Source organism: Microbulbifer sp., assembly GCF_036563125.1.
In the GTDB taxonomy this organism is placed as follows: domain Bacteria; phylum Pseudomonadota; class Gammaproteobacteria; order Pseudomonadales; family Cellvibrionaceae; genus Microbulbifer.
The window spans coordinates 1-11,077 of the sequence record NZ_DATCMV010000005.1 but is presented as its reverse complement, the minus strand read 5'-3'; the positions used below and the strand labels follow the sequence as shown (position 1 = coordinate 11,077).

10 protein-coding genes and 1 pseudogene are annotated in these 11,077 nt (G+C 60.4%); all 11 read right to left on the bottom strand.

Going from position 1 to position 11,077, the window contains the following annotated elements:
* A partial coding sequence (locus tag VIL80_RS00190; RefSeq protein WP_332034149.1) for a redoxin domain-containing protein occupies nt 1-368 on the bottom strand: 368 nt, incomplete at its 3' end.
* Entirely contained in the window at nt 365-1,072 is a 708-nt protein-coding gene (tsaA, locus tag VIL80_RS00185) for a tRNA (N6-threonylcarbamoyladenosine(37)-N6)-methyltransferase TrmO (RefSeq protein ID WP_332034148.1), read from the bottom strand. The genes VIL80_RS00190 and tsaA, both read right to left, overlap by 4 nt.
* Entirely contained in the window at nt 1,069-2,541 is a 1,473-nt protein-coding gene (locus VIL80_RS00180; protein ID WP_332034147.1) for an NAD-dependent succinate-semialdehyde dehydrogenase, read from the bottom strand. Before VIL80_RS00180 ends, tsaA begins: the two co-directional genes overlap by 4 nt.
* Nucleotides 2,542-2,713: 172 nt before the next feature.
* Complete coding sequence (gene der, locus VIL80_RS00175) at nt 2,714-4,108, bottom strand: ribosome biogenesis GTPase Der (RefSeq protein WP_332034146.1); 1,395 nt, start codon at nt 4,106-4,108, stop codon at nt 2,714-2,716.
* 125 nt (nt 4,109-4,233) lie between these two features.
* On the bottom strand, nt 4,234-5,394 hold the full coding sequence (gene bamB, locus VIL80_RS00170) for an outer membrane protein assembly factor BamB (RefSeq protein ID WP_332034145.1): 1,161 nt from the start codon (nt 5,392-5,394) through the stop codon (nt 4,234-4,236).
* A complete protein-coding gene (locus VIL80_RS00165) occupies nt 5,391-6,140 on the bottom strand; it encodes a YfgM family protein (protein ID WP_332034144.1) in 750 nt (249 codons plus the stop codon). Before VIL80_RS00165 ends, bamB begins: the two co-directional genes overlap by 4 nt.
* Before the next feature lie 47 nt (nt 6,141-6,187).
* The gene (hisS, locus tag VIL80_RS00160) at nt 6,188-7,450 is read right to left on the bottom strand and encodes a histidine--tRNA ligase (protein WP_332034143.1); all 1,263 of its coding nucleotides are present in this window, start codon (nt 7,448-7,450) and stop codon (nt 6,188-6,190) included.
* 61 nt (nt 7,451-7,511) lie between these two features.
* Nucleotides 7,512-8,633, bottom strand: coding sequence for a flavodoxin-dependent (E)-4-hydroxy-3-methylbut-2-enyl-diphosphate synthase (ispG, locus tag VIL80_RS00155; protein WP_332034142.1), 1,122 nt, complete (start codon nt 8,631-8,633; stop codon nt 7,512-7,514).
* 124 nt (nt 8,634-8,757) lie between these two features.
* Nucleotides 8,758-9,891: a RodZ domain-containing protein gene (locus tag VIL80_RS00150; RefSeq protein ID WP_332034141.1), complete on the bottom strand. Its 1,134-nt coding sequence runs from the start codon at nt 9,889-9,891 to the stop codon at nt 8,758-8,760.
* Nucleotides 9,878-10,663, bottom strand: a complete 786-nt coding sequence (pilW, locus tag VIL80_RS00145; protein WP_332034140.1) for a type IV pilus biogenesis/stability protein PilW — start codon at nt 10,661-10,663, stop codon at nt 9,878-9,880. Before pilW ends, VIL80_RS00150 begins: the two co-directional genes overlap by 14 nt.
* A 69-nt stretch (nt 10,664-10,732) precedes the next feature.
* A pseudogene (locus VIL80_RS00140) lies at nt 10,733-11,077 on the bottom strand (23S rRNA (adenine(2503)-C(2))-methyltransferase RlmN); the annotation flags it as partial.

Sequence of the window (11,077 nt, the reverse complement as noted above, 5' to 3'; positions counted from 1 at the left end):
CTATTACTGAGCGCGCCGGTGGGATCGTTGATGGTGCGGAATTTCAGCTGGTGCTTTTGCTGGTAAGTGACCACTTCCTCGGCGCTGCCCGATTGCAGGGCGATGGTGATCACCTGATGTTTTTCTGAGAGATCCGATATCGCCGGGGACACCGCGCGGCAATAGCCGCACCAGGTGGCCCAGAAGTAGATCAGTACCGGGCCGTCTTCGGCCATGGCCTGCAGGTTTAGCGGCTGACCCTCAATATCCGTTGCCGTCAGCTCTGGAGCTATTCCCTTCGGCATGTTTCGGCTGTGGTACCAGGACACGGCACTGACGACCACGGCGGCGAGCAGCAAAAATTTCGCCAGCGACCACAGCCACTTCACCCTACCACCTCGTCATTCAGTTTCTTCAGATCCACCACTTCAATCTCGCCATTTACATAGCGCCACTGCAGATTGAATCCACAAAGTGCCATGCCGTAAATGCGTTCCGGGTCCGGCTGCTGGTAGGCGGGCTTGGGGTCCTGGGCCAGTACCTGATTGATCAATGCCGGCAGGTCGGTACCCCAGTCGTCGCGGTAACTTTGTGCCTGCACCAGGATTTCTTCGGGGATATTTACGGCGATGGATTCCGGTGCTGCTTCGGCGAGTTCACTCCGGGCCTCAAGCACCGAATCCGCGTAGGGAATATAGGGTTTGATATCGAGAATGGGTGTGCCATCGAGCAGGTCGGCGCCGGCGACGATCAGTTCCACCTTGGGGGTCATGCGCACTTCGATCAGGCGCACCACCGACAGGCCGATATTGTTGGGGCGAAACGGCGAGCGGGTGGCGAAGACGCCGAGTTTTTTATTGCCGCCGAGACGGGGCGGGCGCACTTTGGCGGACCACTGGCCAGCCACTTCGTGAAATACCCAGGTAAGCCAGAGGTGGCTGTGTTGCTCCAGGCCTACCACTGCTTCCGGGTCGCCAAACGGTGGTAACAGCTCGATGGAAGCGCGGCTGGCATCCGCCAGCAGCGGCTGACGGGGGATGCCGAATTTCTCTTTAAAGCAGGAGTGGGTGACGGCAATGGGCTCGATCTTCAATGGCTACCCTTGCCTATTCCGCCCATACACATGTATTTGATTTCCAGGTAGTCGTCGATGCCGTATTTGGAACCCTCGCGGCCGCTGCCGGATTCCTTGATACCGCCAAAGGGGGCCATCTCATTGGAGATGATGCCCTCGTTAATCCCAACCATGCCGTATTCCAACCCTTCCGCCACCCGCCAGATACGGCCGATATCGCGGGCATAGAAATAGGAGGCGAGGCCGAATTCGGTATCGTTGGCCATGCGGATGGCTTCTTCCTCGGTGTCGAATTTGAACAGGGGTGCCACCGGACCGAAGATCTCTTCCTTGAACAGGCGCATGGTGTCGTTTACGTCTGCCAGTACCGTGGGGGTAAAGAAGCACTCACCAAGGTCGCTGGGGCCGCCCTCGCTCAAGGCCTTGGCGCCCTTGCCTATCGCATCTTCCACCAGTGCTTTTACATCGGCGACCGCACCGGTATTGATCATGGGACCGACTTCGGTACCCGCATCAAAACCGTTGCCGACTTTCAGCGCTTTTACCGCGGCGGTAAATTTTTGCGAGAACTCCTCAAAGACGCCCGCCTGCACCAGAATGCGGTTGGCGCATACACAGGTCTGACCGGCATTGCGGTATTTGCAGATGATGGCGCCTTTCACCGCCGCATCGATATCTGCATCGTCGAACACGATAAACGGCGCGTTGCCGCCGAGTTCCATCGAGGTTTTCTTCACGGTACCGGCGCACTGGGCCTGCAGCTGTTTACCCACGGCAGTGGAGCCGGTGAAGGTGAATTTGCGCACCAGCGGGTTGGTGGTCATCTCGCTGCCGATTTCCCGTGAGCTTTTACCCACCACTACGTTGAATACGCCCTTGGGCACGCCAGCCTTTTCCGCCAGTACTGCGAGCGCCAGGGCGGAGAGCGGGGTTTCCGATGCGGGTTTGGATATGAAGGTACAGCCGGCGGCCAAAGCCGGGGCGACCTTGCGCGCAATCATGGCACTGGGGAAATTCCACGGGGTGATGGAGGCGGTAACACCCACGGGCTGCTTGATAACAACGATGCGTTTGTCTTTGGACGGCGGAGCAATTACGTCACCGTAGGCGCGCTTGGCTTCTTCCGCAAACCACTCGAGATAGTTGGCGCCGTAGACAATTTCGGTTTTGGCTTCACTGAGGGGTTTGCCCTGCTCGGCGGTGAGAATCGCAGCGAGGTCGTCGACGTTGTCGATGATGAGGTTGTACCAGTCCCGCAGGATTTTCGCGCGTTCCTTGACGGTGCGATCGCGCCAGGCGGGCCAGGCTTTGTCAGCAGCTTCAATAGCGCGGCGAGTCTCGTCGGCGCCGCAGCTTGCAATGGTGGCGATGACTTCGCCGGTGGCAGGATTGGTAACGTTGAGAGTATTGCCGCTGTCGGCATCCACCCACTCGCCGTCTATATAGGACTGTTTGCGCAGCAGGTCGGGGCTATTCAGATTAAGCATGGGTGCAGCTCTCCTTAACTTATTTCCTTTACCGTTTTCCATTTCATATTCGCCTGCATAAAGGCTTATACGATGCAGAATAAAGGCGATCAATTGCCGGCAAGTTTAGCTTTGCCCCCAATTGATCGCCTTTACTTCACGGGTATTGCGCCGCCCCGCGCAAATCCGTTCCCTACTTTTTCTTTTTCACAAACTTCATCAGACGGCGCTTGCGGGCTTTCTGCCGTTCGGTGAGTTTGTTTTTCTTGCCCTCGTAGGGGTTTTTACCGGTGCGGAATTCGATCTTCACCGGGGTACCGTGCAGTTCCAGTGCCTGACGGAAGGTCTTTTCCAGGTAGCGCACATAGTGGCCCGGCACTTCGTCGGTCTGGTTGCCGTGGATCACGATGATCGGCGGGTTCTTGCCACCGGCGTGGGCGTAGCGCAGTTTGATACGGTTGCCGTTCACCAGCGGTGGTTGGTGCTCACTGACCGCCCACTGCAGAATCCGCGTGAGGTGGTTGGTGGAGAGCTTGTCCGTTGCCGACTGGTACGCGGCCTCGATGGACTGATACAGGTTGCCGACACCGGTGCCGTGCAGTGCGGAGATAAAGTGAATATCCGCAAAGTCCACAAAACGCAGGCGGCGCTCCAGTTCGATCTTGATAAAGTCGCGGTGATCCTGGTCGAGGCCGTCCCATTTGTTCAGCGCTACCACCAGCGCGCGGCCGGCCTGGATCACGCTACCCATCAGGTGCAGGTCCTGGTCGACGAGGCCTTCACTGGCATCGATCACCAGTACCACCACGTTGGAATCTTCCACCGCCTGCAGGGTTTTGACGATGGAGAATTTCTCCACCGATTCCTTGACGTTTTTGCGGCGGCGAATACCCGCGGTGTCGATGATGGTGTATGGCTTGTCGTCGCGGGTGTAATTGATATACACGCTGTCGCGGGTGGTGCCGGGCTGGTCGAAGACCACCACGCGGTCCTCACCCAGCAGGCGGTTCACCAGGGTGGACTTGCCCACGTTGGGGCGGCCGACGATACCAATCTTGATGCCTTTGGCTTCTTCCTGTTCTTCCTCTTCCTCCGGTGCCGGCAGGCCTTCGATCAGGCGCTCCATCAGTGTGCGCACGCCGCGACCATGGGTGGCGGTGGTGGGAAAAAGTTCGCCGATACCGAGTTCATAGAACGGCGACAGCGCGATGTCCGGGTTTACCCCGTCCACCTTGTTGGCGACGAGGATGGTGGGCTTGGAGCGCACACGCAGGCGCTCGGCGATCATTTCATCCGCCGGGGTAAGGCCCGCGCGACAGTCCACCATAAACAGGACAAAGTCCGCCTCTTCGATGGCCTGCATGGATTGCTGGGCCATGGCGGCATCGATGCCCTCTTCCCCGCCACTGATACCACCGGTATCGACGAGGATCATTTTGCGACCTTCAAACTCCGCTTCACCGTATTTGCGGTCGCGGGTGAGGCCCGCGTAGTTCGCCACCAGCGCGTCGCGGGTTTTGGTGAGGCGGTTAAACAGGGTGGATTTGCCCACATTGGGGCGCCCGACCAGGGCGATTACAGGCAACATAATTCGGGTCTACGTAAAGCAAAAATGGTTTTGCCAGAAATAGGAACGCCCGCGAAATCGCGGGCGGTCCAGGTTCGCCTGCGAACAGGCTCCTACAGCAGGGTTATGACACCCTGAATTTTCGATCAGCGCTCCAGGCGCAGTGCGACCAGTTCGCCGTCGTCAGACAGCGCAAACAACAGGTCGCCATCCGCCAGCAGCGGAATTCGCACCGGGTCGCGGTCGATCCGGGTACGGCCCACGAAGTGACCGGTGTTCGGGTCCAGCGCGTGGAGGTATCCGTCCAGGTCGCCAACCACCACCACATCGTCAAAGTAGGCCGGGCCACTCAGTTCGCGGCGCAACAGTTCGTTGTTGCTCCACTGGATCTGCCCATTACCCACATTGTAGGCGTGGACGCTGCCGTCGGCGCCGCTCAGGAATACCTGGCCGGCGCCCACGGTCACACTGTGGTTAGTTGATGCGTCGCGCGCCCACAGGCCGCGACCATCTTCACGGGACAGCGCAACCACGCGGCCCTGATAGCTGGCAGCAAACACCAGCTCACCGCGCACCAGCGGCGCGCCGTCGATATCCACGACGCGCTCGAGTTCCGCGGAACCCTGGGGAATGGCCACGCGCTGTTCCCAGCGCTCGAGGCCGTCGCTGGCGCTGAGCGCAACCAGCTTGCCATTGTCGAGACCGGCGAATACCACACCGGCGGAAATCACCGGGCTCGCGGTACCGCGCAGGGTCAGCACCGGCAACACGGTATTGTGACGCCAGCGCTGTTCACCGGTGCTGGCATCCAGTCCCAGCAGTTTGCCATCGACGGTCTGCACCACCACGACACCTGAGCCAACCGCGGGGGTGGAAACCACCTCGCCGCCCAACTGGGTAGCCCAGCGCTGGCTGCCGTCGTTCAGGTCCAGGGCAACCACACGACCGCGGTAATCTGCGACCACTGCGATACCTAGGCCAACACCGACGCCACCGCTGATGGACTGCTCGATATCCGTGCGCCACACACGCTTGCCGCTGGCGCGGTCAAACGCGTAGACGTCGCCGTCGCTGTTGGCAGCGATCACCTTGCCGTCGATGATGCCGGGTTTCAGCATCGCGTAACGCAGGGCGTCGATATCGCCGATATTGTTCGACCACACTTCACGCAGCCGGACGCTCTCGTGAATTTCCGTCAGTTCAACGGGATCTGTGTCTTCCTTCTCATCGTTGGAAGCACAGGCTCCGAGCACCGCGGCCAGGGCCACGGCGATTATCCGGTTAAGCGCCTTGTGAGTGCCGATCATTGCGCATCCTTCTCCATGTCTGCTTCGGTTGCCTTGTCTGAGTCAGACTCTGACACCGGCTGCTCTTCCTGAGTTTCATTGGTTTCTTCAGTGGCGCCGCCCAGGGTCTCGATCTTCAGGTCGAGCAGGCGGGAAGCGGCGGCCTGTTCCGGCAACATCGCCGCGCGGGCCTGTACGTAAGCGGCGCGAGCGCCGTCCTTATCGCCCTGCTGTATCAGGATGTCACCGCGGGTTTCCGCGAACAGGGCAACGAAAGCGGCGGGCACATCACCCTCGAGCAGTTTCAGCGCTTCACCGGTTTCACCGCGGGCGGCTTTCACTGCCGCCAGACGACGCTTGGCCAGGTACTTCAGTGCGTCTTCGCTGGTGTTATCCAGTGCCCACTGCAGTTGCTTGGACGCCTCTTCCAGGTCGTTCTTCTCTACCGCCAGTGCCGCCAGCTGCAGGGCAGCCTGGGAGGCATAGATGCGGCTGGCAAAATTGTCTTTCAGCTCGCGCGCCAGGGACTGGGCGGTGGTCAGCTGCTTGTTGTCAGGCTGGCCATCGTTCGCGCTCACCGCTGCCACAAATCCCTGGTAGACATTGGAGGCCGCTTCCGCGTCCGCGCGCTGCTTGCCCTGCCACCACTGATAGCCAAAGTAGGCCACCAGCGCCAGTACCACACCGGTGACGATGCCGGTGCCGTTTTCTTTCCACCAGCGCTTGATCGATTCGATCTGTTCTTCTTCGGTTAAATGGTCAGCCATTTCTTATTCGCCTTATTTTGAACGTCTAAATAGGGTAATTATTTGTATCAGGCCTGCAGAATCTTCGGCAGATCTGCCAGCGCTACGGTCTGCTGCTCGGCATCCGCGCGCAGGGATTTGACGGTGACCTGTCCCGCTGCGGCTTCGTCTTCGCCAATGATCAACGCGTACTCCGCGTTGCTCTTGTCGGCCTTTTTCATCTGGCTCTTGAAGCTGCCACCACCGCAGTGGGTCTGCAGCCGCAGCCACGGCAGTTCGGTACGCAGCTGCTCCGCCGCCGCCAGGGCTGCGGATTGTACATCACCTACCGCCACCAGATAGGCGTCTATCTGTTGGTCTAGGGTGTCGGGGAGCACCTCGAGGGTTTCCAGCAACAGCACCAGGCGCTCGACACCGAGACCGAAGCCCACGGCCGGGGTGGACTTGCCGCCCATCTGTTCTACCAGACCATCGTAGCGGCCGCCGGCACACACCGTGCCCTGGGCACCGAGGCTGTCGGTAACCCACTCGAACACGGTCTTGCCGTAGTAGTCGAGGCCGCGCACCAGACGCGGGTTGACCTCGTAGGCCACACCGGCGGCGTCGAGGAAGGCGCGCAGCTGATCGAAGTGCACGCGGGACTCTTCGTCGAGGAAATCCAGCAGGCAGGGCGCATCCGCCAGCAACGCCTGGGTATCCTGGTTTTTGCTGTCGAGAATCCGCAGCGGATTCTTGTCGAGGCGACGCTGACTGTCTTCGTCCAGCTGATCCTTGCGTGCAGACAGGTATTCCACCAGCGCATCGCGGAAGGCGGCGCGGCTCTCGCTGTTGCCGAGGGAATTGAGCTGCAGGGAGACGTGATCGGCCACACCCAGCTGCTTCCACAGACGCGCGGTCATCATCAGGATCTCGGCGTCGATATCCGGACCTTCGATACCGAACACTTCCACCCCAAACTGGTGGAACTGGCGCAGGCGGCCCTTCTGCGGGCGCTCGTAGCGGAACATGGGGCCGAAGTACCAAAGACGCTGGGGCTGGTTCAGCAGGCCGTTCTGGATCGCGGCGCGCACGGTGCCGGCGGTGCCTTCCGGGCGCAGGGTGACGCTGTCGCCGCCCTTGTCGTCGAAGGTGTACATCTCCTTCTCGACGATGTCGGTACCCTCGCCCACAGCGCGGGCAAACAGCTGCGTCGCCTCCAGGATCGGGGTGCGGATCTCGCTGTAGCCGTAGCGGGCGAACAGCTCACTCAGGGTACTTTCCACGTACTGCCACACCGGTGACTGGGTGGGCTGCAGGTCGTTCATGCCGCGGATGGCGCGAAGTTCTTTCAACGGTAGTCCTTAACGTTTTGCTAAACATGGGCGCGCCGAGCATCCGCTCCGCGCCCCAGAATTATTCGGTGGTTTCCCGGGCGATGATGCTCGCTTCCTGTGCCGCCTTGGCCGCAGCCTTTTCACGGATCAGTTTTTCCAGGTCATCCACCAGGTTGTCGTTCTTGAATTTGCGGTCCGGCTGGCCATCGACATAGATCGCATGGCTCGGGGTGCCGCCGGCGAGACCGATATCCGCCTCTTTCGCTTCACCCGGGCCGTTGACGATACAGCCGATCACCGCCACATCCAGTGGTGTGGTGATGTCTTCCAGGCGGGTCTCCAGCTCGTTCATGGTTTTCACCACGTCGAAATTCTGGCGCGAGCAGCTGGGGCAGGCGATAAAGTTGATGCCCTTGGTGCGCAGGCGCAGGCTCTTCAGCAGGTCCCAGCCGACCTTCACTTCTTCTACCGGATCCGCCGCCAGGGATACCCGCAGGGTATCGCCGATGCCGTCCAGCAGCAGCGCGCCGAGGCCGATGGCGGATTTCACCGTACCTGCGCGCAGGCCGCCGGCTTCGGTGATACCGAGGTGCAGCGGCTGCTCGATCTGGGTGGCGAGCTTGCGGTAGGCCGCAGTGGCCATAAAGATGTCAGAGGCCTTTACGCTCACCTTGAAGTTCTGGAAATCCAGGCTGTCGAGGATGTCCACATGGCGCAGGGCGGATTCCACCAGCGCGTCCGGGGTGGGCTCGCCGTATTTCTTCTGCAGGTCTTTTTCCAGGGAGCCGGCGTTGACGCCAATGCGGATCGGGATATTCAGGTCCCGCGCCTTGTCCACCACTGCGCGAATACGGTGTTCGCGGCCGATATTGCCCGGATTGATACGCAGGCAGTCCACACCCAGGTCCGCCACGCGCAGCGCAATGCGGTAGTCAAAGTGGATATCCGCCACCAGCGGCACATTCACCAGCTTCTTGATCTCACCGAACGCCTCGGCGGCGTCCATGGAGGGCACGGAAACCCGCACGATATCCGCACCGGCCTTCTCCAGACGCTGGATCTGGTCCACGGTGGCGGCCACATCGCAGGTTTCGGTATTGGTCATGCTCTGCACGGAAATGGGGGCACCGCCACCGACCGGCACATTGCCCACCATGATCTGGCGTGACACGCGGCGAACTATGGGTGACTCGAACTGCATAACAGAACCTGCGTTGGCTATTGAGCGGGTAATACGAATGACAAAAAACGGGGAGGATTATAGAGAGAATGGGCGCAAACCTACAGAGGCTGCGCCCTCACCAGCAGATCAAGGCAAATTGCGATCAACCACCCACGCTGAGCTTGCGGGTGCGGCGATTGCCGAGGGGGGCACTGTCGACCACTTCACCATTGAAAGTAACCGTCGCCGCCGCCGCGTTACCCAGCATCAAACTGAACGGCGCGCGGCCATCCAGCTCCACACGGGAGCCCGCAGGCTGCAGTTTGGAGATCATCTTGTAGCCGGTGGCATCGGACACCTCCAACCAGGACTCCTCGTCAAAGGAAATCACCAGCCGCTGCGCGGCGGCAGCGCTTTCCGTCGGATTATCGGCTGGCTGGCCATCTGCCTGAGCTTGGCGAGCCTGAAGATCTGCCGGGGGCGCAGCCACCGGCGCCTCAGCCTGCTCTTCAACGGGAGCCTCTTCCGCAGCGGGAGCGACAACAGCGGCGCTCTCGACTGGAGAGTCAGCACCAAAGTCTTCCCCATAGCCGTCGCCCAGGTCACCGGATTCGGCGATCTCAGCATCGGTTTCCAGCGCACCGTCGTCGCTCACACCTTCGCCCGCCAGCTCAGCACCCGCACTGCTGGCCTCTGCGGAAAGCTCACCGGGCTCAGCCTGGGAAAAGTCGACTTCCGCAGACGCCACTGTGGTGTCCGCTTGCGCACCGTAATTCGATACCTTCCCCTGCAGTTCGCTGTCGCCGTCGCCCTGCGTATCCACGCGCACCAGCTGGTTGGCACTGCCGAACTGCTGATCCACCCACCAGTAACCACCGGCGGCGGCAACGGCCAGCACCAACACCAACGGCATGAACAATGAACCGCCCTGCTTTTCCCCACGGCTGGCCATCACGGTACCCACGGGGGTGCGATCAAAAACCTTGGTGGCCTCTGCCGGCACTTGCTGAACAAACACCTCCATCACGGCGGCATTATCCAGCCCCAGCTCCTTGCACAGGTTACGGACATAACCGCGCACGTAGGTGACTCCGGCAAAGCGCTCGAAGGCGTCCTGTTCCAGGGCCTCGAGCTTGTCCGGGGTCATGCACAGGCGGCGCGCCAGTTCGTCACTGGTGAGACCTGCTTGTTCACGGGCCGCCCGGAGAATGGCACCAACGGTGTTCGCCGGCGCCTCAGGAGAAATGGAAACCACTTGGTCTGAAACCTGGTGTGAGATCTGGTTACTGCTGCTCATTTTCGGCCGTCATCTGCTGGTATTTCAGCGTTTCCGCTGAATAGGGAAAGAGATTTTTCAGCGCCAGGGCGTAGCTCCTTTCCTTGTCCCGATTGCCGAAGATTTTTTCAATGCGAATCCCCAGCCATAGGGATTGCGGAATCTGCCGGTTCTTTTCATTGAAACGGTCGAGATACTGTTTTGCCTGGGCGTACTCACCCTTCTCGAATTTGAGCTCTGCCAGCTCCAGCTGGGCCATGGCCATATTCGGGCTGAGCGCGAGCGCCTTCTTGAAGGCTTCCTCGGCAGCATCGTTCTCCTGCAGCCGCAACTCGGCGCGACCGAGGTTGGCGAGCGCGTAGGAGCGGCGGTTGTAGGTGAGATCCTCGGATGCGACCAGGAACTGCGCCTTTGCGTCGCGGTAGCGCTCCTGCTGGTACAGGAAGGCCCCGTAATTCACCCGTGCCATGGAAAACTTGCTGTCGTAGCGCAGCGCTTTTTTGAAGTGGGACTCCGCCACCGCGTTTTCATTGTCAGCCTGATACAACAGAGCCAGACCGTGGTGGGCCTGCGGATCTTTCGGCCCTAGCTTCAAGGCCTGCTGAAAGTGATGACGGGCCAATTCACGGTTGTCACTGCCGCTCTGCAGATAGCGCAGACCGAGCTGGATATGGGTATCCCGCGCCTTGTCGAGATCCACAGACCTGTTAGGCCCGGAGGAGACACAGCCACCCAACAGCAGTGTCAGGATGAGGCCGGCGAACACCGCCGGACTGGAAATTCTTGCAAACACGAGCTTCACCTTGTCGTTATCGGGGTGCGCTTGTACAGCCAGTTGCACCAACCGAGACGTCGGTGAGGATCAGGCCTGTCCGACGATCCGCACCGGGCGTTCCGCGTTGCGGTAGCGCTCCGAGCGACGGGTGCGATCGTTTACCTGACCGGCCAGCTGACCACAGGCCGCAGCGATGTCATCGCCCCGGGTGGTACGCACGGTTACGGTATAGCCTTTGTCCAACAAAATCTGCTGAAAACGTCGCAAAGCGTTATTGCTGACTCGCTGATAGTCGGACAGTTCGAACGGGTTGAAGGGTATCAGATTTATCTTTACCGGCACATCACGCAACAGCTCGCCCAGTTGCTCGGCGTGCTCCGGGCGATCGTTCACGTCCCGGATCATGGTGTACTCGATGGTCATCTTGCGATG

Bases quoted from the DNA above. Each gene is read 5' to 3' on its own strand.
- VIL80_RS00180 (WP_332034147.1), bottom strand. From the start codon at position 2,541: ATGCTTAATCTGAATAGCCCCGACCTGCTGCGCAAACAGTCCTATATA.
- der (WP_332034146.1), bottom strand. From the start codon at position 4,108: ATGTTGCCTGTAATCGCCCTGGTCGGGCGCCCCAATGTGGGCAAATCC.
- bamB (WP_332034145.1), bottom strand. From the start codon at position 5,394: ATGATCGGCACTCACAAGGCGCTTAACCGGATAATCGCCGTGGCCCTG.
- VIL80_RS00165 (WP_332034144.1), bottom strand. From the start codon at position 6,140: ATGGCTGACCATTTAACCGAAGAAGAACAGATCGAATCGATCAAGCGC.
- ispG (WP_332034142.1), bottom strand. From the start codon at position 8,633: ATGCAGTTCGAGTCACCCATAGTTCGCCGCGTGTCACGCCAGATCATG.
- VIL80_RS00150 (WP_332034141.1), bottom strand. From the start codon at position 9,891: ATGAGCAGCAGTAACCAGATCTCACACCAGGTTTCAGACCAAGTGGTT.